This is a genomic window from Caulobacter sp. DWR3-1-2, from assembly GCF_049896225.1.
Taxonomy (GTDB): domain Bacteria; phylum Pseudomonadota; class Alphaproteobacteria; order Caulobacterales; family Caulobacteraceae; genus Caulobacter.
Window position 1 is genome coordinate 16,791 of sequence record NZ_JAFCTW010000002.1, and the last position, 25,802, is coordinate 42,592.

Genomic DNA, 25,802 nt, shown 5'->3' on the forward strand with positions numbered 1-25,802 from the left:
CGGCCGATCGAAACACTCGCTTAACCCTAAACTCCGACCTTCCGACGATGACGTTCCAGACCGCCCACGCCTTTGCCCGCACTGACCGTTCGCGGCTCGGCGTCTGGTGGTGGACGACGGATCGCTGGCTGCTCGGCGCCACGGCGCTGCTGGTCACCCTGGGCGTGTTGTTGTCCTTTGCCTCGAGCCCGGCGGCCGCGGCGCGGATCGGCATCGACGACCAGTTCCACTTCGCTGTGCGCCAGTGCGTGTTCGGGGCGGCCTCGGCGGTGATCGTGCTGTCGGTGTCGATGCTGGGGCCAAAGGGTATCCGGCGCTCGGCCTTCTTCATCTACATCGCTGCCATCGGGGTGATGGCCGCCCTGCCGTTCATCGGCCACAGCGCCAAGGGCGCGGCCCGCTGGCTGCTGATCGGCGGCTTCACCTTCCAGCCGTCGGAGTTCATGAAACCGGCCCTGATCGTGCTGGTCTCGTGGATGTTCTCCGAGGGCCAGAAGGGCGAGGGCGTGCCGGGCGTGTCGATCGCCTTCTTCCTCTATTTCATCGCCGTGGGCCTGCTGCTGATCCAGCCCGACGTCGGCCAGACCGTGCTGATCACCATCGCCTTCGGGGCCGCCTTCTGGATGGCCGGGGTGCCGATCTCGTGGATCATGGGCCTTGGAGCGGTGGCCGTCGGCGGGTTGTGCTCGACCTATTTCCTGTTCGACCACGTCCATGCCCGGGTGCAGAAATTCCTCAGCCCCGACCAGGCCGACACCCACCAGATCACCCGCGCCGCCGAGGCCATCCACGCTGGCGGCCTGTTCGGACGCGGTCCGGGCGAGGGCGTGATGAAGCGCCACGTGCCCGACCTGCACACCGACTTCATCTATTCGGTGGCGGCCGAGGAATATGGCCTGGTCTTCTCCCTGGCCCTGGTCGCCATCTTCGCCTTCATCGTGGTGCGCGGGCTCTACAAGGCCATGAAGCTGACCGACACCTTCGAACAGGTGGCCGCAGCGGGCCTGTTCGTGCTGGTGGGCCAACAGGCCTTCATCAATGTGGCGGTGAACCTCAACATGATCCCGACCAAGGGCATGACCCTGCCGTTCATCAGCTATGGCGGCTCGTCGATGCTGGCCATGGGCCTGACCCTGGGCATGGCCCTGGCGTTGACGCGCAAGCGTCCGGGGGCCTATGGCGGGGCGGGAGAGTTCGACCAGGCGGGGGCCTTCGGCTGACGCTCCGGAGACCTGTCTTGCCCATGATCCGCTCGCGTTCTGGAGCCGCCCCGAAATGAGCAAGCTTGTCGTCGTCGCCGCCGGGGGCACCGGTGGACACCTGTTTCCCGCCCAGGCCCTGGCCGAGACCCTGAAGGGCCGAGGCTGGCGCGTGGTGCTGGCCACCGACGAGCGCGGCGCGCTCTATGCCGACAAGTTCCCGGCCGAGGAGCGCCTGGCCCTGTCGGCCGCCACCGCCAAGGCGGGCGACCCGATCGGCATGATCAAGGCCGGTTTCGCCGTCACCCAGGGCGTGCTGCAGGCCAAGGCGGCGTTCAAGCGCCTGAACCCGGCGGTGGTCGTGGGCTTTGGCGGCTATCCCGCCCTGCCGGCCCTGCTGGCGGCGGTGACCGAGGGCCGGCCCACGGTGATCCACGAGCAGAACGCCGTGCTGGGCCGGGTAAACCGCTTCCTCGCCTCGCGCGCCACCGAGGTGGCCTGCGCCTTCCCGACCCTGGAAAAGGCCAAGCCCCGCGTCAAGGCTCGCGCCCATGTGGTGGGCAATCCCGTGCGGCCCGAGATCCGCGCCCTCTACGACGTGCCCTATCTGCCGCCCGAGGTGCAACTGCGGCTGCTGGTCACCGGCGGCAGCCAGGGCGCGCGCCTGCTGTCGGAGCTGGTCCCCGAGGCCATCGCCAAGCTGCCCGAGGAGATGCGCGGCCGGCTGAAGGTGCAGCAGCAGTCGCGTCCAGAGTCGATGGAAAGCGCCCGCCGCATCTACGCCAACGCCATGGTCGATTGCGAGGTCGCGCCGTTCTTCCGCGACATGGCCGGCCGCCTGCGCCAGGCGCACCTGGTGATCGGTCGGGCGGGGGCCTCCACCTGCTGCGAGCTGGCCGTCGCCGGCCGCCCTTCCATCCTGGTCCCCCTGAAGATCGCCGCCGACGATCACCAGCGCTTCAACGCCCAACTGCTAGAGGAGGCCGGCGGCGCGGCGGTGTGCCTGGAAGACGAACTGACCGTCGACGCCATGGCCGGCGCGCTCAACGCCTTGCTGAAGGACCCCGCGCGGCTTGGCCGCATGGCCGTGGGGGCGCGGTCGGTGGCCACGCCGGACGCAGCGGAAAAGCTGGCGGACCTGGTGGAACGGACGGCGCGGTAGGCGCCATTTGCCAATCATCCAAAAAACCTATATCTTCTATAGAAGCTATAGGTTCGCCATGCCCAGCCGATCGACCCATCTCGACGAAGATACAGACCTTCTGGTCGCGGAGACCGCGAAGCTGGAGGATCGCAATCCATCCCAGATCATGGCGGCCGCCGTGCGGTGGTATCTGCATCTGACGCCGGGCGCGCGCGATGCGATGCGCCGCATCGAGGCGATCGGCGCGCCGGCCGTCGAGGAGATCGGCTGGACCTTGAGTCGCGCCCTGCTGGAACGCGAATACGCCACCCTCGTCCGGCAGGGCGCGCGGTCGTTGAAAACGACCCTGACCGCCGAGGCGTCCGAGGCTGAGATCATGGCGGAAGCGACGCGCATGACCCGGCGGCCGGCGCGTGCCGACTAGGCTCTGCCTGGACCTCAACGTCTGGCTCGGCGCGATCCTGTCCGAACGGTTGGAGCGGCGCGGTACGGCGGCCCTGACGCTGGTCGAGGCGGTGCGGTCCGGCCCTAGTGCGCGCGGTCCCGTCGCCCTGGTCATTTCGTGGGGCATGCTGAACCGGCTTCGCGAGGTTTTGATCCGCTTTGATTTTGGCGGCGCGGAGGCCGATCGCCTCATTCAGGTTATCGCGACCCTCGCCCGCGACGGCCCATCCCTGACACTCGGCGGCGTCGGCGTTTTGCCGCTGGACGACGAGGAGGATCGGCACGTGCTGGAGACCGCCTTGGCCGGCGGCGCCGACATGCTCGTCACTCAGAACTTGAGAGACTTCGCGGGCCACGACGTACGGACCTTGATCACGGACCGATGGCACGGTGTCGAAACCTCCGCTGGCAAGCTGCTGATCGCCCACACCTACGCCGCTGCCGCTTGGCTGCGGGGCGAGGATTTCCCCGCCGAAGTGCGGGCGTTCCTGCAGCGCTAAGGCTCCGCACCTGTTGCGATCACGGGCCGACCGAGGGTTACAGCGTCTTCGACGCTGGTCGCCACCGACACGCTCGCATAGGGCCGCCAGCCGTCGCAGACGACCTTGGCCACCGCGTCGTCGGCGCCGCCCGTCGGGATCGCCGCCGCCGGACGCTGGTCGCCGCTGATCGGCCCCTCCTTGCCGCCGACCCGGACGCTGGAGAACCCGGCATGGGCGATGGTGCGGGCGTCGCAGTCGATCACCTCGTAGCGCCAGCCGCCCCAGAAGGCCTCGGTCCCGGCGATGAAGCCGTCCTCGGCCACCTGCAGCACGCGCAAGCGCGCCGTGCGACCCGTCCAGGTGACGCCGCCCATGTCCACGAAGGCGGCGAAGCGGCCGACGTCGGCCAGGCGCAGCTCCAGCGGCGCCTGAGCCAGGGCGGGAGAGGCGAGGGCGATGACGCCTCCCCCGAGCAACGCGGCGAAACGGAGGAGGAGAAGAAAATCCACGGCGCCTGCACCAAACATCCCGTTCCACCCCGTCGCCAAATCGTCTAATCGAGCCGGATGATCCAGCGTCGACGCCCCGTACCCTTCGAACTTGGCCCCGTGCACTTCATCGGCATCGGCGGCATCGGCATGTCCGGCATCGCCGAGATCATGCTGCGCATCGGCTACACCGTGCAAGGCAGCGACGCCAAGGCCAGCGCCAATACCGAGCGGTTGGAAAAGCTGGGCGCGCGGATCTTCATCGGCCAGGACGCGGCCAATGTCGAAGGCGCGTCGGCCATCGTCTATTCCACGGCGATCAAGGCCGACAATGTCGAGATGGCCGCTGGCCGCGACAAGCGCCTGCCGCTGGTTCGCCGGGCCGAGATGCTGGCCGAGTTGATGCGGCTCCAGTTCTCCGTCGCCGTGGGCGGCACGCATGGCAAGACCACCACCACCTCGATGGTCGCGGCCCTGCTGGACGCCGGGGCTCTGGATCCGACCGTGGTCAATGGCGGGATCATCAACGCCTATGGCACCAACGCCAAGGTCGGCGAGGGCGACTGGATCGTGGTCGAGGCCGACGAGAGCGACGGGTCTTTCCTCAAGCTGAAGTCCACCGTGGCCATCGTCACCAATATCGACGCCGAGCACCTGGACCACTGGGGCACCTTCGACGCGGTCAAGAAGGGCTTCCAGGACTTCATCGAGAACATCCCGTTCTACGGCTTCGCGGCGGTCTGCACCGACCACCCTGAGGTCCAGGCCCTCACCGCCCGGATCGAGAACCGCCGGCTGGTGACCTATGGCGTCAACCCCCAGGCCGAGGTCCGGGTCAGCAATATCGAGATGGGTCCCGAGGGCTCGAAGTTCGATATCCTGGTGTCGCCGCTGGTCGGCGAGCCGGTGACCTATGAAGGTCTGAAGATGCCGATGGCCGGGCATCACAATGTGCTCAACGCCACCGCCGCCGTCGCCGTGGCCCGCGAGCTGGGCGTCAGCGCCGACGACATCCGGGCTGGCCTGGCCAGCTTCGGCGGGGTGAAGCGTCGCTTCACCACCACGGGCGTCGCCAACGGCATCCGCGTGGTTGACGACTATGGCCACCACCCGGTCGAGATCGCCGCCGTGCTCAAGGCGGCCCGGGCGGTCACCGAGGGCAAGGTCATCGCGGTGGTCCAGCCGCACCGCTTCACCCGCCTGCGCGACCTGATGACCGAGTTCAGCTCGTGCTTCAACGACGCCGACACGGTGATCGTCGCCGACGTCTACACGGCCGGGGAGGCGCCCATCGAAGGTGTTGATCGCGATCACCTGGTCGAAGGCCTCAAGAAGTTCGGCCACCGCCGCGCCCTGCCGCTGGAAAGCCCCGCCGCCCTCCCGGCCCTGATCGCCGCCGAGGCCCAATCGGGTGACCTGGTGGTGCTGCTGGGGGCGGGGGATATCACGAGTTGGTCCTACGCCCTGCCGGGGCAGCTGGAAGCGCTGGCGACGTGAGCCGACGGGCGTGGACCATCGCCAAGGTGGTGCTGATCGTCCTAGCGATCGGGGACATTGCCTTTGGCGCCTGGCTCTCGAACGTTCTAACGGTGGCCCGACCGCTTAGCCCGCAAGGATCCTTCGTCGTTCCTTTCGCGACACATGGCGGAACGACCTACATTTCGCAGATCGATCAAACCCAGCACCGGATCGCCTTCTTCGGCGGTTTCGTGATCGTGGTTCTGTACCAAATCACGCGACGCCTTTCCGCAAAGCGCTCGCCTGGACCTCGCCTTACGACATGACCTGGAAAACCCAACTCCCCACCGTTCGCGGCAAGCTGTTGTTCGATGAGCCGCTGGGGCCGTTCACCTGGTTCCGGGTCGGTGGTCCGGCCGACGTCTTGTTCCTGCCGGCCGACGCCGACGACCTGCGCGACTTTCTCAGCGCCCTGCCGGACGAGGTGCCGGTCCAGGCGCTGGGCGTCGGCTCCAACGTGATCATCCGCGACGGCGGCGTCGAGGGCGTGGTGATCCGCTGCGCCGGGCGGGCCTTTGGCGAGGTCACCGTCGACGTCGAGGAAAACCTGATCATCGCCGGTCCGGCGGCCTTGGACGCCTCAGTCGCCCGGGCGGCGGCCAAGGCGGGCCTGACGGGGCTGGAATTCTTCGTCGGCATCCCCGGCACGGTGGGCGGCGCCCTGACCATGAACGCCGGCTGCTATGGCCGCGAGACCAAGGACATCCTGGTCAGCGCCTGGGGCTATGACCGGACCGGCGAGATTCGGGTCTGGGACAATGCGGATTTCGGCTTCACCTATCGCCACACCCAGGTGCCTGCCAACAGCATGTTCTGGGTGCAGGCGATGTTCCGGGGCACGCCCGATGATCCGGCCGACGTGCGCGACCGCATGGCGGAAATTACCGCCCGCCGCGAGACCACCCAGCCGATCCGCGAGAAGACCGGCGGCTCGACGTTCAAGAACCCGCCCGGCCACTCGTCATGGAAGCTGGTCGACGAGGCCGGCTGGCGCGGCAAACGCTTTTCCGCGAGCGGGAAAGAGGGGGGCGGCGCGATGTTCAGCCCCCTGCACAGCAACTTCCTGATCAATACCGGCGAGGCCACCGCCGCCGACCTGGAGGGCCTGGGCGATACCGTCCGCGCCGACGTGCTGGCCAAGACGGGGATCCACCTGGACTGGGAAATCAAGCGCATCGGGCGGCCGGGGACTTAAAGGTCCTCCCCCTGTGGGGGGAGGCGGCGCGAAGGCGCCGGTGGGGGGAGTCATCCCACCTCACCAACACTCCCCCCTCCGTCGGCTGCGCCGACACCTCCCCCACAGGGGGAGGACCTTTTAGACTCCCCCCTCAAACGTTACCGATAGTTCATCCGGTTGTTGCCTATTCCCGGCGCGGAGCGATGCTATGAACCCTCCAACGAGGGAGTTTCCATGCGCCTGTTCCGCACGCTGCTGACCGCCGCCGCCACGACCGCCCTGCTGGTCGGTTCCGTTCACGCCCAAGACGCCGTCACCGCCGAAAAGCTGCGCGACAAGGCCCTGTTGGACCGCACCGCCTGGGATATCACCGAGGACCTGACCACCACGATCGGTCCGCGCCTCGTCGGCTCGCCGGCCATGGCCCGGGCCAAGGACTGGAGTGTGGCCAAGTTCAAGGCGCTGGGTTTCACCAACGTCAAGGTCGAGGAGTTCGCCAAGCCGTCCTGGACGCGCGGCGAGGAGTCGGCGCAACTGGTCGCGCCCTATCCGATGAAGCTGAACATCGTCGGCCTGGGCCGCACGGTGGCGACTCCGCCTGAAGGCCTCGAGGCCGAGGTGGCGTTGTTTCGCACCTATGATGAGATGATCGCCGCGCCGGAGGGGTCGCTGAAGGGCAAGATCGTCGTGATCACCCAGCCGATGGTCCGCGCCCAGGACGGCGCCGGTTACGGGGTCGCCGGGATCTCGCGCCGGGCCGGCCCGGTCGAGGCCGCCAAGCGCGGAGCCATCGCCCTCCTGATCCGCTCGATCTCGACCTCCGACTCCACCGTGCCCCACACCGGCGTCACCGCCTTTGGCGACGACGTGGTTTCGATCCCCTCGGCCGCCCTGGGCGTGCCGGAGGCCGAGCAACTGGAGCGTCTGGCCGCCAAGGGCGCGGTGCGCATCAAGCTGAAGCTGGCTTCGACCGTCGACCCCAAGGCAGTGGCCTGGAACATTTCGGGCGAGATCAAGGGCTCGCAGACCCCCGACGAGGTGATCGTCATCGGCGGCCACCTGGACAGCTGGGACGTTGGCACCGGGGCCCTGGACGACGCCACGGGCGTGGCCATCACCACGGCCGCCGCCAAGCTGATCGGCGACCTGCCCAAGCATCCCAAGCGCACCATCCGCGTGGTGATGTTCGGCTCGGAAGAGAGCGGCGGCTCGGCGGAAGCCTATGTCGACGCTCACAAGGCCGAGTTGCCCAAGATCGTCCTGGCCGGCGAGAGCGATACCGGCGCCGATCGGATCTACGCCCTGCAGATCCCCAAGGGTTCGTCCGGCCACCCGGCGATCAAGACCGCCGTCCGCGTGCTGACCTCGCTGAACATCTATCTCGACAGGCTTCCCTCGCCGCACGCCGGCTCGGACATCGAGGGCCTGGAGGCCGCCGGCGTGCCCGTGATCGGCCTCAAACAGGACGCCAGCCGCTACTTCGACTACCACCACACCATGGACGACACCCTCAACAAGGTCCGTCCGGGCGAACTGGCTCAGAATGTCGCGGCCTGGACCAGCTTCATCTACCTGATGGCCGACAGCGACATTGACTTCCGCGTGCTCAGCGCGGCGGCGCCGGCGGCGCCAAGCCATTGATCCAAGGCTGCGGAAGGTTCTCCTCACCCGCCAAGCGGGGGAGGTGGCGCGATGCGAATAGGCATCGTGACGGAGGGGGCGTCCTCCGGCGCCGCTGACGCCCCCTCCGTCACGTCGCTGCTAGCGACGCGCCACCTCCCGCGTTGCACGGGTGAGGACAAGAAGGCCCGCGTCGGACTCTTCGCCCGTGGGTCATTCCCGCGACCAAGTGATGCACGGACGGGCGGCGAAATTTGATCGTCCACAGGTTTCATGACCCCCGCCGCTATCCGACTGGAAAGCGCCTCTGATCACGCGTTTTTCACCCGAATTCCCCTTTGCGCGGGTTTCGCGCCCCGTCGCACCAAGCTTGACCATACCACTCTTGGTTGCCAAGGTGTGACCCGAAGTGACTTCCGTTATGACGACATTAACGACCTTCTGGTGTTGCTAGGGGTCAATACGCACCCCGGCATGACACCCACTTCGCTCGCTCTTGAGCAGGCGGACCAGGTTGGCGTCGCGTTTGATTGTTTAGTGTTCTGGATCGTGGAGGACGCTTATGCCCGCTGTAGTGCGGGGGGGACCGCGCAAGCCAGCGCGCCCCCGGGCCGAAGCGCCCGCAAGTCCGAATAAGGCCAGGCCGGCCGCGCGCAAGCCCGCGCCGCCGGTCGGGAAGCTGCACGCCGCTCGGAGCGGCGTGGGGGTATCGCCGAAACTCGCCCTCGGCGTGGCCGGCGCAGCCCTGGTCATCGCCCTGATCGCCACCCTGGCCACGGGCCACCGCCTCGAGCGCCTCGGTCAGGCCTTTGGCCGCGGGGTCGACGGCGAGTTCGCCGACCTCGGCTTCAAGCTGAAGACCGTGCACATCGAAGGCGCTTCGCCGATGGCTAAGGCCGACATCCTGGCCGCCTCGGCGCTCTATCTCGACCAGCCGACCCTGGGTTTGGACCTGGCGGGCCTGAAGGCGCGCGTCGAGACCGTGGGCTGGGTCAAGTCGGCCAAGGTCGCGCGCCTGTTGCCCGACACCGTGACCATCACCGTCGAGGAGCGCCCGGCCCTGGCCGTGTGGCAGCACTCCGGGTCCATGCGGGTCATCGACGCCGAGGGCCGGATCATCCGCGAGGCCGACGCCGCGCGCTTCCCGCAACTTCCGCTGGTGGTGGGGCAGGGGGCCGACCAGGCAGCCGGCGCCATCCTGCCCGCCGTCAACGCCCGGCCGCGTCTGCGTGACCGTCTTGAGGCGCTGGTGCGCGTCGATGACCGTCGCTGGGACCTGCGGTTGAAAGATGGGTCACTGATCCAGCTTCCAGCCATTGACGAAGAGTCCGCGCTGATTCAATTGGATCAGCTCGACCAAAGACAACGAATCCTCGATCTAGGCTTCGCGCGCATTGATTTGCGCGACCCCGAGATGGTGGCCGTGAGACCTCGCGACTCGGTGCTGCCTGGGCAGCCCGTGGCCGGCGGGGCGTAAAGTAAAAGATGGGCATGAGGTGGCTTTAACGATGTCCCGACTGGATGACCGGAAACAGGCCCGCGAAGGCCTGAAGGCGACGCTCGTGCGCCAGCCGGCGGTCGCTGCCGTCGACCTGGGCGCGTCCAAGGTCACCTGCTTCATCATGAAGCCGGATGGTATTCACCGCGACAACCGCACCCTGACCACGGCCGGCGTTGGCTATGTGCAGTCGCGCGGCGTGCGGGGCGGGGCGATCGTCAATCTGGACGAGGCGGCCCAAGCCATCGCCCAGGCCGTCGAGCGGGCCGAGACCGTGGCCGGCGTCAATGTCCAGGGCGTCAGCGTCTGCACGGCCGGCGGCCAGCTGGCCAGCCACCGCGTCACCACCCAGGTGTCGCTGGGGGCCCGGCCAATCGCTGACGGCGACCTGTCGCGCGCCATTGCTTCGGCCCTGGCGCAGGTTCGCATTCCCGGCCGCAAGCCGATCCACCTGCTGCCGATCGCCTGGTCGGTCGATGGCCAGAAGGGCGTGCGCGATCCCCGCGCCATGTTCGGCCGCGCGCTGGGCCTGGAGCTGCTGGTCGTCTCGATCAACGAGAACGTCTTCCACACCCTGGCCCACTGCGTCGAGCGCGCCCACCTGTCCTTCGAGGGCGTGGTCGCCGCGCCCTTCGCCTCGGCCCTGGCGGCCCTGGAAGAGGACGAGATGGACCTCGGCGCCGTCTGCATCGATATGGGCGGCGGCTCGACCTCAGTCGCCGTGTTCAACCAGGGCGCCCTGTGCCACGTCGACAGCCTGGCGGTCGGCGGCGGACACGTCACGCAGGACATCGCCCGCGGCCTGCAGACCTCGGTCGCCGGCGCCGAGCGCATCAAGACCCTGCACGGCAGCGCCATCGCCTCGGCCAACGAGGACCGCGAGATGATCGAGGCCCCGCCGCGCGGCGATGACCCCGGCGCTGGTCCGGTGATCGCGCCCCGCTCCCTGCTCAAGGGCATTATCCAACCCCGCGTCGAGGAGACGCTGGAACTGCTGCGCGAGCGCCTCAAGGCCTCGGGCGCGCCGGTCGAGCCGGGCGCCGGCATCGTGCTGACGGGCGGCGCCAGCCAACTGGCCGGCGTGCGCGAAGTGGCCGTGCGGGTGTTCGATCGTCCCGTCCGCCTGGGCCGTCCGCGCCGGGTGCCGCACCTGGCCGACGCCGCGTCGGGTCCGGCCTTCTGCGCCGCCGCCGGCGTGCTGCACCGCTCGGCCTTCGGTCCGCGCGAGGTGGTCTCGCCCAAGGCCCTGGCCGGCGCCGCGATCCGCAAGCGCCCGATGGACCCCAACGCCAGCGCCGTCGCCAAGGCGGCCGCCTGGCTGCGGGATAATCTGTAACCCTTAAATCCCTTCATCCCGCCGAAGGTCGGGACCCAAGCGGCTGATCCGGACCGGCGCATGCGCACGGGACTTCCGTGACCTTTATGGCCCGCCCGGCTTGGGTCTCGACTTTTGTCGGGATAAAAAGATAGAGAGTCGAGCGGTTTCAAGCTTCACCGAGCCCCGTTCGCCCGAACACGGCGCGGGCGACTGTAAATTTTTGTGACGGCGTAAATTATTTCGTCTTGTGGATAAGGCCCAAGAAGAACGGCCAAGTCTTACCGGGTCTTAAGCATAAACGTTTACGGTTTCGGCGTCTGAAACACCTAATGGCGTAGTTTCAACGCCTTCTGGAACCGGGTTTGGCAAGCTTTTCGGGTCAGCGTCGTTCCGTCGCATCGCCATTCGGAGCGTCCCCGAGCCCCCGCGAATCCCCTGTGATTCCTTGGGATAACTGGCCTTTTCCCGCGTGTTTGGGCTCGACCAAAGGCCGACTCACATTATGGAGTTAACCAGCGATTAAGGTTGCTGGTTGTTCTGTTAACCCGATCGTCGAGATCACTCCCAGCGTTTGATCTGTTCGGCTGTTGACGAATTCGGCGTTTAAGACGCGAGGCTCCCATGGCAATTTCTCTTTCCGCGCCGCGCACCACTGAACTGAAGCCACGGATCGTGGTGTTCGGCGTGGGTGGCGCAGGCGGCAATGCTGTCAACAACATGATCGAGGCGGGCCTCGAGGGTGTTGAGTTCGTGGTGGCCAACACCGACGCGCAGCAACTCCAGTTCGCCAAGACCGACCGTCGCATCCAGCTGGGCGTGCAAGTGACCCAGGGCCTGGGCGCCGGCGCTCACCCTGAGGTCGGCATGAGCGCCGCCGAGGAGAGCTTCCCGGAAATCGGCGAGCATCTCGATGGCGCCCACATGGTGTTCATCACCGCCGGCATGGGCGGCGGCACCGGCACCGGAGCCGCGCCGATCATCGCCAAGTGCGCCCGCGAACGCGGCATCCTCACGGTGGGCGTGGTCACCAAGCCCTTCCACTTCGAAGGGCGTCACCGCATGCGTCTGGCCGACGCCGGCATCGGTGAGCTGCAACGCTATGTCGACACCCTGATCGTCATTCCGAACCAGAACCTGTTCCGGGTCGCCAACGAGCGCACCACCTTCGCCGAAGCCTTCGGCATGGCCGACCAGGTGCTGCATTCGGGCGTCCGTTCGATCACCGACCTGATGGTGCTGCCGGGCCTGATCAATCTCGACTTCGCCGACGTCCGCACGGTGATGACCGAGATGGGCAAGGCGATGATGGGCACCGGTGAGGGCACCGGCGAAGACCGCGCCCTGATGGCCGCCCAGAACGCCATCGCCAACCCGCTGCTGGACGAGGTTTCGCTGAAGGGCGCCAAGGCCGTTCTGGTCAACGTGACCGGCGGCATGGACATGACCCTGCTGGAAGTCGACGAAGCGGCGAACGCGATCTCGGATCAGGTCGACCCGGAAGCCAACATCATCTTCGGCGCCGCCTTCGACCCGTCGCTGGACGGCGTGATCCGCGTGTCGGTGGTCGCCACCGGCATGGACGGCGCCTCCATCGCCCAAATCGAGCCCAAGCCGGTCTCGCGCAACATCACGGCCCCGCCGTTGGTGGTGGAGACCGCGCGTCAGTCCGCTCCGGCCCCCGCGACCGCCGAATCCACCCGCCCAGGCATGCGCTACGAGCCGCGCCCGATGGAGCGTCAGGCCGCCGCCCAGACCGCGTCCTACGCGCCGGAACCGGCCTATGAAGAGCCCGCGCCGATCGTCGAGGCCCAGAAAGACCTGCGCTTCGAAGAGCCGGTGATGGAAGAGCCCCGCGTCGCCGCCCCGGCCCCGCGCGTCACCCGCATCGTCGACCCGATGGTCGCCGAGGCCGGCGACGAGCCGCTCTACAGCGAAACCTATGACGATCGCCGGGCTCAAAAATCGAGCGGCTGGATGAGCCTGTTCGGTGGGGGTCGCCAGCAGCGTTACGAACCCCCGGCCGCCCCGGCGCCGCGCGCGACCGGCTCGGCCCGACCCGCCCTGCAGCCTCTCGACCAGCCGCAAGCGGAAGCGGGCGAGGATCTGGAGATCCCGTCGTTCCTGCGCCGTTTGGCCAACTAGGCCCACGAAAGTAAGCGTAACAGTAAGCGTAAAACGAAACCCCCGGGGCGCGAGCTCCGGGGGTTTTGCTTTGGGTCACGGATGCTGATGGGGACAGGCGCATGCGCCTGGCCCCATTTGCCGATTTAGTGGGTCTTGGCGGCCGCGTCGGCGGCGGCGTTGGTCTTGCGCTCCGCCGCGCCCACGGCGTCGGAAGCGTTGTCGGCGGCATGGTCGGCGGCTGCGGCGGTGCTGTCAGCGGCCTTGTGGGTGGCGGCGGCGGTGTTGGCGGCGGCCGTGCTGGCGTTGTTGGCGGTGTCCTGGGCGGCCGAGGCGGTGGCCTTGCCGGCCTGGTCGGCGGCGGCGGCGGTGTGGTCCTCGGTCTTCTGCGAGCAGGCCATCAACGACAGGGCGGCGAGCGAGGTCGTGAGGATGAGAGCAAGACGCATGGGGGTGTTCTCCGTGGCGGCGGGATGTGTTTTTCCATCCTCGCGGTGTCCAAGGCTCGGATTGGCGCTTGGGGGGTCAAGGCGATGGCCTCCAGATCCAAACGCACGGCTTGGCTTTAAGCTCCAGCGCGACGGGCGAGGGGTGCGCAAGGCGGGCAAAGCACGCTAGCCTGCCACAATCTGCCAAACCGCCGACGGATTCGGTCACGATGAAGCTCACCCGCGCCGATCGCAAGATCCTGGAGATCCTCCAGCAGGACAGCTCGGTCACCAATGTCGAGTTGGCCGAACGGGTCGGCCTGTCGCCCAGCCCCTGCTTGCGGCGGGTCAAGCAACTGGAGGCCTCGGGCTTGATCGCCGGCTACGTCGCCCTCCTAGACCGCCGCAAGGCGCGGCTCGACCTGCTGGCCTATGTCGAGGTCCAGGTCGATCGCCACAGCGAAACCGCCGCCGAGGCCTTCGCCGAGGCCGTGCGCCGAGAGCCGATGGTGGTCGGCTGCCACGCCATGACCGGCGGCTACGACTACCTGCTGCGGGTGGTGGCGCCCAACCTCGACGCCTATGCCGAGTTCACCATGAAGCGCCTGCTGAAGATGCCGGCGGTCAAGGACATCCGGTCGTCCTTCGTGCTGGAGACGATCAAGGACGCAACGGCCTTGCCGCTGGATTATGTGGAGTAGGGGGCTTTCAGCGCCAGGCGCTCCTACACGGCGCTCCCTGTGTCGGACTGCAGACTGGCGGAATACTATTTTTTCCCAATTCCACAACCAGGGCTAGGACGCGGGTGGAAGGGGCCGTCATGAGTGGGCCTCCATATTTTCCGGCTATGATCGTGAAGCGCCCACCAGATTCCCAAAACCACTCATTGCGGGGTTCGCCCTCAATCAACTCTCCAGCGCTTATCCAGCCGTCAGCCGCGAGGTGCTGTAGATAGCGATCGAATGCTTGAGGATCTCCCTGTACAGCGACGCCACAGCTCTTATCACCGTCTGGACCCTGCAGCGTGATGGTGATCTTGGCGGGACCGAAAGTCGCGGTCATATCTTCGCTGATACCAATCAAGCTCTCTTCTCGTGAAGCTTGATGGAAGCCCAGCCTTCGGGCTTGGTCCAACGCCCTCTCTCTGTTCACACTCGCGTTCCGCATATAGGGCTTGCAGACGTTTTCCACGGCGGCGGCGATCGCGCTGTCAGGGGTGTCGAAGGCTTCCGCCGACCGCGTTGCGCCCAATGAAAGTAGAAGTGCTGCGAACAGGCTGTTCAGCAGGTACCTTCCGCGTCGATGGAAAATGATCATTGGTCTTCATTACCTCTGTTTCGCTTGAAACCAAGTTTTGGCGACCGCTAGCATCCGCCCCGGATGCGGCCACGCCTTAAAGCCTTGGTGGATCGGAGCTCTGGCGTCTGGCCGAGTCAAGGACGACGCTCTCGCGTCGCCGCGCCGCGGCGGCCCTTCGGGCCGTCCTTGACTCGGCCAGACGCCAGAGCTCCGATCCACCAAGGCTTTAAGGCGTGGCCGCATCCGGGGCGGATGCGGGCTTTGTTGGGAAGCGGACGTTCTGAAGGTCAGCTAGGGTTGGTTGCGGTCATTGACGCCGGATCGTTTTGGCGGTCTTGGAGGCCATGTCTTGCTGTGACCGAATGGCTTTCGACCTCAACCAAGTGTGTGCGTTGCACCGCGATCGTGCAGCGTGCCCGAACGCCATGATCGCCGAGGTTCGTGGTGGTTACGGCCTATATGTTCGGACGGGCGAGAACGGTTACGGTTCAAGTGTCATCGAGATCGGCTTCTGTCCGTGGTGCGGAACGGCATTGGCCCCGATCGCACAGACCGACCTATCGCAACTAACTTCAGATGAAGACTAAGGTGCTCGGATGATCAAGCTTGGCCAAAGCGACAAGTTTGCTGACGTACGCTTCTCAAGCGACGAGCTTGCCCTCATCAGCAATGCGCTGAACGAAGTTTGCAACGGTATAGATATCGATGATGCAGAGTTCGCGACACGCTTGGGCGGACAGCGGCAGGAAGTGCGGCAGCTCCTTGACGACCTCGGGTCATTGATCGGATAGGCAACCTCAATGAGCACCACTCTGAAAGTTGAAAACGAGATCGTGCTTCAAGGCATGGCTGCTCGCGGCGACGACCTCAGCAAAGCGCGGGTAGTTGATTACACCGCCGTGTTCGTTGACGAGGCGTCCGCCTTGACCTTCGCCCAGAGGGTTCAAGCCCTAGGCTACACGATCGATATCGAACTGAGCCAAGCTGTCGCTAGCCATCCATGGGACAGCGTCGCTAGTCGCAAAATGATACCCTCGCTAGACGGGATAACCGATGCGGAAGTTAGCCTTAGCATTATCGCTAGAGAGCTGAATGGGAGAATGGACGGATGGGGCTGCCTTAAGCCCGATTAGAGTCCGACTAAGGCCGAAAGCGTCCGCCAATCCAACAGCCGATTTCGGACACCGCATCCCCACCGCAGGCAAAACGCCAGTCGTCGACGCGGACCCAACCCAGGAATAACGACATCCCCGCCCCGACGCGCTAAACCTCACCCATGCCTAAACCGCGCTCGCCCAAATCCTCGAAATTCCCCGCCGCCACCAAGACGGCCAAGCCTCCCGCCGGACTGCCTGATCGCGAGACGCTGATCGCCTTCCTGCGCGACGCCGGCGAGAGCGCCAAGGCCGACATCGCCCGTCACTTCGGCCTCAAGGGCGCCGACCGCCGGGCGTTGCGCGAAATGCTGCGCGAGTTGGAAAGCCAGGGCGCCCTGGGCAAGCGCGGGAGACGTGGTTTCGCGGAAGCGGGGGCGCTGCCCCCCGTCGGCGTGGCCGACGTGGTCGAGACCGACACCGACGGCGACCTGTTCGTCCGCCTGACCAAGGGCGGCGAGGACCTGTCGCTGGTGCGCCTGGCGCCCGGCAAGGGCGACAGCAACGCCGGCGGCGCGCCGGGCATGGGCGATCGCCTGCTGGTCCGCTTCGAGGTGCTTGAGAACGGCGAGACCGAGGCCCGGCTGATCAAGCGCCTGGGCCAGAGCGCCCACAAGATCCTGGGCGTCATCCGCAAGCACCGCCGCGAGACCCGTGTCGAGCCCGTCGACCGCAAGTCCAAGGAAAGCCTGCTGCTCAACGAGCAGGAGGCCAAGGACCTCAAGGACGGCGACCTCGTTCTTGCCCAGGTGGGCACGGCGTCTGGCCGCTACGGTCCCAAGTTCGGCAAGGTGCTGGAGGTGGTCGGCCGCGAGGATCACCCCCGCGCCGCCTCCTTGATCGCCATCTACAGCCACGGCATTCCGACCGGCTTCAGCGAGGAAGCCGAGGCCGAAGCCGCCGCCGCCAAGCCGCCGACCCTGGAAGGCCGCGATGATTTGCGCGACCTGCCGTTCATCACCATCGACCCCAGCGACGCGCGCGACCACGACGACGCCGTCTATGCCCATCCCGATCCGGACGCCGGCAATCTGGGCGGCTGGATCGTCTGGGTGGCCATCGCCGACGTCGCCGCCTATGTGCGCCCGGGCACCACCCTCGACCGCGAGGCCCGCGAGAAGGGCAACAGCGTCTATTTCCCCGATCGGGTGGAGCCGATGCTGCCCGAGGTGCTGTCCAACGGCCTGTGCAGCCTGCGCGAGGGCGAGAACCGCGCCACGCTGGCCGTGCGGATGGTGTTCGACAACCAAGGCCGCAAGAAGAGCCACCGCTTCGTGCGCGGCCTGATGCGCTCGGCCGCCAAACTCTCCTACGAGCAGGCTCAGGCCGCCATCGACGGCGTGGCCCCGCCGGAGGGCCAGGACCCGGACAAGGGCCCGCCCCTGCTGGATCCGATCCTGGCGCCGCTGTGGGCCGCCTTCCGCCTGATGGGCGTGGGCCGCGAGCAGCGCTCGCCGCTGGGCATCGAGAGCGACGAGCGCAAGATCATCATCACGAAAGAGGGCGAGATCGCCTCGATCACCCGCCGTCCCAGCCTCGAGGCCCACAAGCTGATCGAGGAAATGATGATCCAGGCCAATGTCTGCGCCGCCGAGAGCCTGGAAGCCAAGCGCACGCCACTGATCTACCGGGTGCACGATACGCCGAGCCAGGAAAAGGTCATGAGCCTGGTGGAGTTCCTGCAGACCCTGGAGGTCAAGTGGTCGAAGGGCGAGGCCCCAACCACGGCGCGCTTCAACAAGCTGCTGGACGACACGCGCGAGAGCCCGCACGCGGCGATCATCAACGAGGTTGTCCTGCGCACCCAGATGCAGGCGCACTATTCCAGCGACAATCTGGGCCATTTCGGCCTGAACCTGGCGCGCTACGCCCACTTCACCAGCCCGATCCGCCGCTACGCCGACCTGATCGTCCATAGAGCGCTGATCCGCGCCCTGAAGCTGGGCGACGACGGCCTGACCGACCAGGACATCTCGCAGATCAAGGACACCGCCGAGGTCATCACCCACGCCGAGCGCCGGGCCATGGCCGCCGAGCGCGACGCCACCGACCGCTACATCGCGGCCTTCCTGTCTGACCGGGTGGGCGCGACCTTCAGTGGACGGATCACCGGCGTCACCCGCTTTGGCCTGTTCGTGAAGCTGGACGAGACGGGGGCCGACGGCCTGGTGCCGGTCTCGACGCTGGGGGAAGAATATTTCGTCCACGACGACCGCATGCACGCCCTGGTCGGCGAGCGCACCGGGAAGCGCTTCCCGCTGGGACTGCGCGTCGAGGTCAAGCTGCGCGAGGCCACGCCAGTGACCGGCGGCCTGTTGTTCGAGATGTTGACCGACGCCCTGCCGAACGATCCCAAGGCTCCAAAGCCCAGGCTTGGCGTGCGATCGCGCCCGCCGGTCAAGCCGCGCGGGGGACTGCCCAAGGGGGTTCGACGGGGCACGCGGCGGTAGCTCTTCTTCCTTCTCCCCCTTGCGGGAGAAGGATTGCCATTATTTGCGTCCCAGATAATCCAGCGCCATCAGCACCTCGGCCTTCACGCCCGTCTCGAACACCGCTTCGTCCACATCGAAATAGGGCGAGTGGTTGGCCGGCGCCGTCGCCGCCGGCACAGACGCCGGCCGACCGCCCAGTTGGACGAACACCGCCGGGATCTTCTCGCCATAGCGGGAGAAGTCTTCGGCCCCGGTGACCAGGGCCGCCTGGTCGTCGACCTTGCCCGGCGAGGCCTTTTCCAGGCTGGCCTTGATGAAGGCCGACAGGGCCGGGTCGTTATAGGTGACCGGATAGGGCTGGGTGAACACGGCCTGGGCTTTGGCGCCATAGCGCTCGCCGATTGCGGCCACGGTCTTCTGGACCTTGTCGATGACGTCGGCGCGGCGTTGCGGGTTGAAGGTCCGCAGGGTGCCGGTCATCACCAGGTCTTCGGGGATGATGTTATTGCGCACCCCCATGTTGATGGTGGCGACCGTCAGGACGGTGGGCGAGGCGGCGACGTCGATCTGGCGGGCCGACAGCTGGTTGAAGGCCTGGATGATGTCGGCCGCGACGCTGGCCATGTCGACGCCGGCCCAGGGCCGCGCGCCGTGGGTCTGCTTGCCCTTGACGGTGATGGTCATCCGCTCGGACCCGGCATAGAACCCGCCGGCCCGGTAGTTCAGCAGGTTGGCGTCGGCGGGACCGATGTGCAGGCCGAAGATGGCGTCCACCTTGGGATGGTCCAGCGCCCCGTCGCGGATCATCAGCAGGGCGCCGCCCTCTTCGCCGGCTTGCGAACCTTCCTCGGCGGGCTGGAAGATCAGCACCACGGTCCCAGGGATCTCGGCCTTCATGCCGGCCAGCACGGTCGCCGCGCCAAGCAGCATGGCCACATGGGTGTCGTGGCCGCAGGCGTGCATGACAGGCAGGGTCTTGCCTTCCCACTGGGCCGTGACCTTGGAGGCGAACGGCAGGCCGGTCTTTTCCTGGACCGGCAGGGCGTCCATGTCGGCGCGCAGGGCCACCACCTTGCCGGGCTTGCCGCCTTTCAGCACGCCGACCACGCCGGTGCGGCCGACGCCCTCGCGGACCTCGAAGCCCAGGGCCTTCAGTTCCTTGGCCACCAGGGCGGCGGTGCGGACCTCCTGGTTACCCAGTTCGGGGTGTTCGTGGATGTCGCGTCGCCAAGCCACGACCTTCGGCTGGACGGCCTTGGCGGCGGCGGCGACCTGGGCGGTGGAGGGGGCGGCGAAGGCCGATCCCGTCGAGAGGGTGACGACCAGCGCCAGTCCCGAAACACGTGCGAACATGGCCATCCCCCGACTCCTCGATTGCGGCGCGAGATTGAGCGGACGGGGGATGAGGGTCAAGCGCGGGAGATGTTGGTAGGGAAACGCCCACGGGCATGTCCCCAATCCGAACCCTTGCCGCTACGGACGGCTGGCGCCGCGCGGCATCGAGACTAAGCTCCCCATCATGGATGAGCCGATCGAGGCCAAATTCGACACCCGCAACGACGGCGACGTGCGCGACGCGAACGCCGGACCGCTGAAGCCGCGCCACGCCGCGACCCTGATCATTGTCCGCGATGAGGGCCCCAAGCCCCAGCTGCTGATGGGCCGGCGCAATCGCGGCCTGGCCTTCATGGCCGACAAGTGGGTGTTCCCCGGGGGTCGGGTCGATCGCGGCGACTACGCCGCGCCCTCGGCGACCGAACTGGCGCCGGAGGCCGCCGCCCGTCTGACCCTGGAGCCGCGCCACCCCTCGCCGGCCCGCCTGGCCCGCGCCTTGGCCCTGGCGGCGGTGCGCGAGACCTTCGAGGAGACGGGCCTGCTGCTGGCCAAGGCCGCGCCCGCGCGCCCAGGCGCCGGCGCCTGGCGGCCGTTCCTGGCGCAGGGCGCCCTTCCTGACCTAGCCTCCCTGGCCTTCGTGGCCCGCGCCATCACCCCGCCCTATCGCACGCGGCGTTTCGACGCACGGTTCTTCATGGCCCCGGCCTCGGCCCTGCTGAGCCTGGAGCGCCAGCCCGACTGCGGCGAGTTGGACGAGATCGGCTGGTTCGACTTCGACGAGGCCCGGGCCCTGGATCTCCCCAACATCACCCGTTTCGTCGTTCATGAAGTGGAGCAGCGCCTAGTGGATTCTGGCCGCCCGGCCCCGTTCATGCGGTTTCTGCGCGGGGCGCGGCAGCTGACCTATCTGTGATCAAGCCCCTCCCCCGTGGGGGAGGTGGTCGCGCAGCGACCGGCGGGGGGAGTTTCGGGATCGAAGATCCGTAAGCTGGCCATCGTCCGATCACGCCCCACTCCGTCGGCTTCGCCGAAACCTGCCCCACAGGGGGAGGAATTGCCCGCTCACGGCAATTGACTTTGCGCCGCCGGTGAGTATGTTCCGCGCCTCTTATTTCGACCGCGTAGGGACCTGCGCGACCATCGCAGGGATTCGACCATGGCCAAACCGGCTTCCATCAAGATCCGCCTGAACTCGACGGCGGACACCGGCTTCTTCTACGTGACCAAGAAGAACGCCCGCACCAAGACCGAAAAGATGGTGCTGAAGAAGTACGATCCGGTCATCCGCAAGCACGTCGAATTCAAGGAAGGCAAGATCAAGTAGGTCTTGCCACCCTTTTCGATAGGATAGACGCCCGGCCGCAAGGTCGGGCGTTTTTCTTTGCCCCTCTCTTTCGCGACCCGTCTTGTTTTCGCCGCCTGAGGAAGGCCTAGCTGGGCCATGCGCCAACTCCCGCTTCTCGCCGTCTGGCTTGTCGCCACCCTGCTGAGCGCCTGTTCGCCGCAGGCGCGCGCCGCGACTCCAGTCTATGGCTACGCGGTCGTGCGCACCTATCCACACGACCCCCACGCCTTCACAGAGGGCCTCTTCCTGCGCAATGGCTTTCTGTATGAGAGCACCGGCCTGGAAGGCGCCTCGTCGATCCGCAAGCTCGACCTCGAAACCGGCCAGGTTCAGCTGGAGCGGTCGATCGCCAGCCAATTCTTCGGTGAGGGCATCATCGACTGGAAGGATCGGCTGATCTCGCTGACCTGGAAGAACCAGGTCGGCTTCGTCTACGGTCTCGACGATTTTGAGACGCGCGGTGAATTCAGCTATCCCGGCGAGGGCTGGGCCCTGACCCGCGACGATCACCAGATCTACATGAGCGACGGCACCTCCCGCCTGCGGTTCCTGGATCCCGAGACACTCAGGGAAACCGGCGGCGTCACCGTCACCGACGAGGGTCAGCCGGTGGACCAGCTCAACGAGCTGGAATGGGTCAAGGGCGAGATTTACGCCAATATCTGGCAGACCGACCGCATCGCCCGCATCGACCCCCTGACGGGCGAGGTGAAGGGCTGGATCGACCTGACCGGGCTGTTGCCGGTCGCGGATCAGGCCGGTGTCGATGTGCTCAACGGCATCGCCTATGACGCCGAGACGGACCGGTTGATCGTGACAGGGAAATTCTGGCCGCGGCTGTATGAGATCAGGCTGGTGGCGAAGCCTTAATCCAAGGTCGGGGACATGCCCTCGGGCGTGTCCCCGACTGTTAAGCCGCCGCCTTGCCCACCACGGCGTTGCGTCCGGAGGCTTTCGCTTCGTACACCGCCTCGTCGGCGCGCTTGAGCAGGGTCTCGGGCGTGTCGTTGGGGCCAAAGCTGACCGAAACACCGATCGAGATGGTCACCGTCAGTAACTCTGTCCCGTGGGCTACGCGGAAGGGCGAGCCGGCCACGTGCATGCGAATCCGCTCGGCGATGCGCAGGGCGTCTTCCAGCTGGGTGTCAGGCATGATCACCGTGAACTCCTCGCCGCCGTAGCGGCAAGGCAGGTCGATGGCGCGGACATTGGAGGCCAGGCGCAGGGCGAACTCGCGCAGCACCTCGTCGCCGACGTCGTGGCCGAAGCCGTCATTGATCTTCTTGAAATGGTCGATGTCGATCAGCAGGGCCGCGACCGGGTCGCCGCCCAGGGCCGCGCGCTTGACCAGCGAATCGAGCTGACCGGCCATGTAGCGGCGGTTGTGCAGGCCGGTCAGCTGGTCGGTGACCGCCAGTTCAAGGCTGTGGTCGAGGTTCTGGCGCAGATAGTCGGTGTAGCGCTTGCGCTGGATCTGGGTCTTGACCCGGGCCGACAGTTCCTGCGGGTCGATTGGCCGCGGCAGGATGTCGTTGATGCCGATCTCCAGCGCCTTGACCAGGCGCGTCCGCTCATCGGGATCGACCATGGCCAGGATCGGCAGGTGGCGGGTGCGCTCGTCCGACCGCAGGCCGGCGGCAAAGCGCAGGCCGTCGAAGCTCTTGGCGGCGGCGTTGATGATGACGAGGTCGACCGGCCCGCCGGCGCTGATCTGAGCCTTGGCCGGATCGATCTCGATCACCGGGCGGTGCTCGATCGACAGCTCGTTGGCGACGCGCTGGGCCTGGCGTTCATTGTCATCGACGATCAGCACCCGGCCGCCCAGGCCGTCGAGGCGAGAGGCGGCGCCGGCGATCACGCCCATGCGGCGGCCCGAAGCCTCGCGCTGGCGAAGTTCGTCGATCACCAGCTTGAAGCGGGTCAGGCTGCGCACGCGAGCGAAAAGCATGACGTCGTCGATGGGCTTGGTCAGAAAGTCCGAGGCGCCCGCCTCAAGGCCCTGGATACGGTCGGCGCGGCCATCCAGCGCCGTGACCAGCACCACGGGGATGTGCCGGGTGATCGGGTCTTCCTTGAGCCGCTTACAGACAGTGAAGCCGTCCATGCCGGGCATCATCACATCCAGCAGAATGACGTCGGGCAGCTCGGCCGCCGCCATGGCCAGGGCCGTGGTGCCGTCGCTGGCGGTCGAAACCTGATAATATTCAGCCGAAAGCTTAGCCTCGAGCAGCCGCACATTGGCGTCGATATCGTCGACGACGAGAATGCGCGCGCTCACGGGCCTACCTCTCCAGCAACCGGCGGATCGTGTCGAGGAAGTGCGACACCGAGATGGGCTTGGAGATATAGGCCTCGCAACCGCCCTCGCGAATGCGCTCCTCGTCGCCCTTCATGGCAAATGCCGTAACGGCGACGACGGGGATGTGTGACAGATCGTCGTCCTCCTTGAGCCACTTGGTGACTTCAAGACCCGAGATCTCCGGCAGCTGGATATCCATCAGGATCAGGTCGGGACGGTGCTCACGGGCGATCGACAGAGCCTGCAGGCCCTCGCGGGTTTGCAAGATCTCGTAACCCTGGGCTTCGAGCAGATCATGAAACAGCTTCATGTTCAGCTCATTATCCTCCACGATGAGGACCTTCTTCGTCATCCTGACCCCGACCATTCCGGTCCGTGGCGGCGCATGAGGGATTTGCGTCGCTTCTGGGTTCCAGATGCCACGAATATCCTTAAGCCCGCGCTAATCGCGTTCACCAACATCGACCTTGGATCATGGAACCCAGTTCTACCGACCTCCAGACCTGCAAGGTTCGCGCGGATGCGCCGCTCGTCATCGTCGATGTCGATGAGGTGCTCGCCCGGTTCATGCACGGCTTCGGGACCTTCATCGCCCGGCACGGCTTCGAACTGCGGTTCGACCGCTACGCCCTGTTCCAGAACATCTACCGGCCCGGCGAGACCGAGCATCTGGACCTGATCGCCGGGCGGATGCTGTTCGATGATTTCTTCCGCGATGGATCTGGCGATCTGCTGCCGGCGATCGGCGCGGCCGACGCCTTGGCCGACCTGTCGGGCAGGGCCGACGTGGTGATTCTAACCAACGCCCCTGAGCACGGCCGTCAGTCCCGAGCCCGCTGGCTGAAGACCCACGGGTTCGACTATCCGCTGGTGATCAACAGCGGCCCCAAGGGACCGTCGGCGGCCGACCTGGCCAGTCGCACCAGCGGCCCGTCGGTATTCATCGACGATCTGCTGCCGCAGCTCGACTCGGTTGCGACCAGCGCGCCGGCCATCACCCGTTTTCAGATGGTGGCCGACGAACGCCTGCGCCCCCTCGCCCCTGCCGATCCGGAGCGCCACACCCGCATCGATCTCTGGCCGGACCTCAAGACGGCCATCGAGCTAAAGCTTTTCTTGTGAAAGCCCTGTGCCGCGACTGCCTGGCGACGGGCGAGGCCAAGGTCTCGCGCTGTCCGTCCTGCCAGTCGCCGCGGGTGATCTTTCACGAGGAGCTGGGCCAGCTGTCGATGGCCCACCTGGACTGCGACGCCTTCTATGCCTCGGTTGAGAAGCGCGACGATCCCAGCCTGCGCGACAAGCCGGTGATCGTCGGCGGCGGCAAGCGCGGCGTGGTGACCACCGCCTGCTACATCGCCCGGATGAGCGGACCGCGCTCGGCCATGCCGATGTACAAGGCGTTGAAGCTGTGCCCCGACGCCGTGGTCATCAAGCCCAACTTCGCCAAGTACAAGCACGAGAGCGCGCGGATCATGGCCAAGCTGGAGGCCCTGACGCCCCTGGTTCAGCCCCTGTCGCTGGACGAGGCCTGGATCGACCTGTCAGGCACCGAGCGCCTGCACGGCGCCCCGCCGGCGGTGATGCTGGCCAAGGTTCAGCGGGAGATCGAGGCCGAGGTGGGGATCACCGTCTCGATCGGCCTGGCGCCCAACAAGTTTCTGGCCAAGATCGCTTCGGAGCTCGACAAGCCGCGCGGCTTTTCGGTGATCGGCGCCGTAGGAGTCGAGGCCTTCCTGGCGTCGCGTCCGGTGTCGATCCTGCCCGGCGTGGGTCCCGTCACGGTCACCAGCCTTGCCTCGGAGGGCCTGCGCACGGTCGGCGACATCGCGGCGGCCGACCTGAAGTGGCTGGTCAAGGTGCTGGGCTCCAGCGGCCTGCGGCTGCATCACCTGGCCCATGGCCGCGACGTGCGGTCGGTCGATCCCGAGCAAGAACGCAAGACGATCAGCGCCGAGACCACCTTCAATGACGACCTCTACAAGCGCGACGACCTCGAGGACGAGCTGTGGCCGCTATGCGAGAAGGTCGCCCGCCAGGCCCGGGCCGGCGGGGTGGCCGGCCGGGTCATTACCCTCAAGCTGCGCACGCCGGACTTCAAGATCCGCACCCGTCGCCGCACTCTGCCGGTGCCGATCCAGACGGCCCGGACGTTGTTTCAGGTGGCGCGTGAGCTGTTGGCCGCCGAGCCGGGTGGCTTGCACTATCGCCTGATCGGCGCGGGGCTGACGGACTTCGTGCCGGCCGAGGGGGCCGCCGACGACTTCTTCGCGGGAGACGAGCGCAAGGCGTTGAAAAGCGAGACGGTGATCGACGGGCTGCGCGGGAAGTACGGGGCGGGGGCGGTGATGACCGGGCGGGCTTTGAAGGGAAAGTAGGTGGCTCACCCACTTGCCCCCACCTGACGGCTTCGCCGTCTGTCGCGGCGAGGGGGCGGAGCTTCGCGCCAGCGCCGGCGCCTGAGCTCTTCCCCCTCTGGGGGAAGACGATCGCGAAGCGATCCT

The 25,802-nt window shown here is 66.8% G+C and carries 25 protein-coding genes and 2 pseudogenes; 21 read left to right on the forward strand and 6 right to left on the reverse strand.

What is annotated here, in order from left to right:
- Nucleotides 1-47 precede the first annotated feature (47 nt).
- The 4 genes from ftsW to ACP696_RS02270 are packed head-to-tail and all read left to right on the forward strand — an operon-like array spanning nt 48 to nt 3,287.
- Nucleotides 48-1,220 (forward strand): putative lipid II flippase FtsW, encoded by a 1,173-nt coding sequence (gene ftsW / locus ACP696_RS02255; RefSeq protein ID WP_426014181.1) that lies wholly within the window; start codon nt 48-50, stop codon nt 1,218-1,220.
- 55 nt (nt 1,221-1,275) lie between these two features.
- Nucleotides 1,276-2,361 carry an undecaprenyldiphospho-muramoylpentapeptide beta-N-acetylglucosaminyltransferase gene (murG, locus tag ACP696_RS02260; protein WP_426014178.1) on the forward strand — a complete coding sequence of 362 codons (1,086 nt, stop codon included), beginning with the start codon at nt 1,276-1,278 and terminating at the stop codon, nt 2,359-2,361.
- Nucleotides 2,362-2,419: 58 nt separating this feature from the next.
- Entirely contained in the window at nt 2,420-2,767 is a 348-nt protein-coding gene (locus ACP696_RS02265; RefSeq protein ID WP_426014177.1) for a hypothetical protein, read from the forward strand.
- Nucleotides 2,757-3,287: a PIN domain-containing protein gene (locus ACP696_RS02270; RefSeq protein ID WP_426014176.1), complete on the forward strand. Its 531-nt coding sequence runs from the start codon at nt 2,757-2,759 to the stop codon at nt 3,285-3,287. Before ACP696_RS02265 ends, ACP696_RS02270 begins: the two co-directional genes overlap by 11 nt.
- On the opposite strand, the gene ACP696_RS02275 is transcribed toward ACP696_RS02270, so the two are convergent.
- Nucleotides 3,284-3,745, reverse strand: a complete 462-nt coding sequence (locus tag ACP696_RS02275) for a hypothetical protein (RefSeq protein ID WP_426014248.1) — start codon at nt 3,743-3,745, stop codon at nt 3,284-3,286. The two genes, ACP696_RS02270 and ACP696_RS02275, sit on opposite strands and share 4 nt — an antisense overlap.
- 90 nt (nt 3,746-3,835) lie before the next feature.
- Here ACP696_RS02275 and murC point away from each other — a divergent pair, with 90 nt between their 5' ends.
- From murC to ACP696_RS02290, 3 genes are all read left to right on the forward strand, one after another.
- The gene (murC, locus tag ACP696_RS02280; RefSeq protein ID WP_426014173.1) at nt 3,836-5,254 is read left to right on the forward strand and encodes a UDP-N-acetylmuramate--L-alanine ligase; all 1,419 of its coding nucleotides are present in this window, start codon (nt 3,836-3,838) and stop codon (nt 5,252-5,254) included.
- A 283-nt stretch (nt 5,255-5,537) separates the two neighbouring features.
- Nucleotides 5,538-6,470: a UDP-N-acetylmuramate dehydrogenase gene (murB, locus tag ACP696_RS02285; RefSeq protein ID WP_426043426.1), complete on the forward strand. Its 933-nt coding sequence runs from the start codon at nt 5,538-5,540 to the stop codon at nt 6,468-6,470.
- A 216-nt stretch (nt 6,471-6,686) separates the two neighbouring features.
- Nucleotides 6,687-8,093: a M20/M25/M40 family metallo-hydrolase gene (locus tag ACP696_RS02290; protein ID WP_426014171.1), complete on the forward strand. Its 1,407-nt coding sequence runs from the start codon at nt 6,687-6,689 to the stop codon at nt 8,091-8,093.
- Nucleotides 8,094-8,192: 99 nt separating this feature from the next.
- On the opposite strand, the pseudogene ACP696_RS02295 reads toward ACP696_RS02290, so the two are convergent.
- A pseudogene (locus ACP696_RS02295) lies at nt 8,193-8,320 on the reverse strand (hypothetical protein); the annotation flags it as partial.
- A gap of 118 nt (nt 8,321-8,438) precedes the next feature.
- On the opposite strand from ACP696_RS02295, the pseudogene ACP696_RS02300 reads away from it, so the two are divergent.
- The 4 genes and pseudogenes from ACP696_RS02300 to ftsZ form a co-directional block, all read left to right on the forward strand.
- Nucleotides 8,439-8,708: pseudogene (locus ACP696_RS02300) on the forward strand (D-alanine--D-alanine ligase); the annotation flags it as partial.
- The gene (locus tag ACP696_RS02305) at nt 8,635-9,549 is read left to right on the forward strand and encodes a cell division protein FtsQ/DivIB (RefSeq protein WP_426032104.1); all 915 of its coding nucleotides are present in this window, start codon (nt 8,635-8,637) and stop codon (nt 9,547-9,549) included. The pseudogene ACP696_RS02300 and the gene ACP696_RS02305, both read left to right, overlap by 74 nt.
- Before the next feature lie 31 nt (nt 9,550-9,580).
- Nucleotides 9,581-10,906: a cell division protein FtsA gene (gene ftsA, locus ACP696_RS02310; RefSeq protein ID WP_426014167.1), complete on the forward strand. Its 1,326-nt coding sequence runs from the start codon at nt 9,581-9,583 to the stop codon at nt 10,904-10,906.
- Between the two features lie 603 nt (nt 10,907-11,509).
- Nucleotides 11,510-13,030 carry a cell division protein FtsZ gene (gene ftsZ, locus ACP696_RS02315; protein ID WP_426043427.1) on the forward strand — a complete coding sequence of 507 codons (1,521 nt, stop codon included), beginning with the start codon at nt 11,510-11,512 and terminating at the stop codon, nt 13,028-13,030.
- A gap of 125 nt (nt 13,031-13,155) precedes the next feature.
- On the opposite strand, the gene ACP696_RS02320 is transcribed toward ftsZ, so the two are convergent.
- On the reverse strand, nt 13,156-13,458 hold the full coding sequence (locus ACP696_RS02320; RefSeq protein WP_426014163.1) for a hypothetical protein: 303 nt from the start codon (nt 13,456-13,458) through the stop codon (nt 13,156-13,158).
- Nucleotides 13,459-13,667: 209 nt separating this feature from the next.
- On the opposite strand from ACP696_RS02320, the gene ACP696_RS02325 reads away from it, so the two are divergent.
- The 5 genes from ACP696_RS02325 to rnr all read left to right on the forward strand — a co-directional run bounded on the left by ACP696_RS02325 (nt 13,668) and on the right by rnr (nt 18,340).
- Nucleotides 13,668-14,138: an Lrp/AsnC family transcriptional regulator gene (locus ACP696_RS02325; RefSeq protein ID WP_426014161.1), complete on the forward strand. Its 471-nt coding sequence runs from the start codon at nt 13,668-13,670 to the stop codon at nt 14,136-14,138.
- 942 nt (nt 14,139-15,080) lie between these two features.
- Entirely contained in the window at nt 15,081-15,323 is a 243-nt protein-coding gene (locus ACP696_RS02330) for a DUF6980 family protein (RefSeq protein ID WP_426012589.1), read from the forward strand.
- 9 nt (nt 15,324-15,332) lie between these two features.
- On the forward strand, nt 15,333-15,527 hold the full coding sequence (locus ACP696_RS02335; protein WP_426012515.1) for a hypothetical protein: 195 nt from the start codon (nt 15,333-15,335) through the stop codon (nt 15,525-15,527).
- Between the two features lie 9 nt (nt 15,528-15,536).
- Entirely contained in the window at nt 15,537-15,869 is a 333-nt protein-coding gene (locus ACP696_RS02340; RefSeq protein ID WP_426012517.1) for a ribonuclease E inhibitor RraB, read from the forward strand.
- A 143-nt stretch (nt 15,870-16,012) separates the two neighbouring features.
- Nucleotides 16,013-18,340 carry a ribonuclease R gene (rnr, locus tag ACP696_RS02345; protein ID WP_426012519.1) on the forward strand — a complete coding sequence of 776 codons (2,328 nt, stop codon included), beginning with the start codon at nt 16,013-16,015 and terminating at the stop codon, nt 18,338-18,340.
- A gap of 39 nt (nt 18,341-18,379) precedes the next feature.
- On the opposite strand, the gene ACP696_RS02350 is transcribed toward rnr, so the two are convergent.
- The gene (locus ACP696_RS02350) at nt 18,380-19,675 is read right to left on the reverse strand and encodes an amidohydrolase (protein WP_426012591.1); all 1,296 of its coding nucleotides are present in this window, start codon (nt 19,673-19,675) and stop codon (nt 18,380-18,382) included.
- 166 nt (nt 19,676-19,841) lie between these two features.
- Between ACP696_RS02350 and ACP696_RS02355 the strand changes: the two genes are divergently transcribed.
- From ACP696_RS02355 to ACP696_RS02365, 3 genes are all read left to right on the forward strand, one after another.
- Nucleotides 19,842-20,570 (forward strand): NUDIX hydrolase, encoded by a 729-nt coding sequence (locus tag ACP696_RS02355; RefSeq protein ID WP_426012521.1) that lies wholly within the window; start codon nt 19,842-19,844, stop codon nt 20,568-20,570.
- A gap of 243 nt (nt 20,571-20,813) precedes the next feature.
- Entirely contained in the window at nt 20,814-20,981 is a 168-nt protein-coding gene (gene rpmG / locus ACP696_RS02360) for a 50S ribosomal protein L33 (RefSeq protein ID WP_007673017.1), read from the forward strand.
- A 117-nt stretch (nt 20,982-21,098) separates the two neighbouring features.
- A complete protein-coding gene (locus ACP696_RS02365; RefSeq protein ID WP_426012522.1) occupies nt 21,099-21,872 on the forward strand; it encodes a glutaminyl-peptide cyclotransferase in 774 nt (257 codons plus the stop codon).
- Between the two features lie 40 nt (nt 21,873-21,912).
- On the opposite strand, the gene ACP696_RS02370 is transcribed toward ACP696_RS02365, so the two are convergent.
- Nucleotides 21,913-23,280: a PleD family two-component system response regulator gene (locus tag ACP696_RS02370; RefSeq protein ID WP_426012524.1), complete on the reverse strand. Its 1,368-nt coding sequence runs from the start codon at nt 23,278-23,280 to the stop codon at nt 21,913-21,915.
- A gap of 4 nt (nt 23,281-23,284) precedes the next feature.
- Complete coding sequence (locus tag ACP696_RS02375; protein WP_426012525.1) at nt 23,285-23,653, reverse strand: response regulator; 369 nt, start codon at nt 23,651-23,653, stop codon at nt 23,285-23,287.
- Between the two features lie 122 nt (nt 23,654-23,775).
- Here ACP696_RS02375 and ACP696_RS02380 point away from each other — a divergent pair, with 122 nt between their 5' ends.
- Both ACP696_RS02380 and ACP696_RS02385 read left to right on the forward strand, forming a co-directional pair.
- Nucleotides 23,776-24,423, forward strand: coding sequence for a hypothetical protein (locus ACP696_RS02380; protein ID WP_426012527.1), 648 nt, complete (start codon nt 23,776-23,778; stop codon nt 24,421-24,423).
- Nucleotides 24,420-25,676, forward strand: coding sequence for a DNA polymerase IV (locus tag ACP696_RS02385; RefSeq protein ID WP_426012528.1), 1,257 nt, complete (start codon nt 24,420-24,422; stop codon nt 25,674-25,676). Before ACP696_RS02380 ends, ACP696_RS02385 begins: the two co-directional genes overlap by 4 nt.
- Nucleotides 25,677-25,802 lie beyond the last annotated feature (126 nt).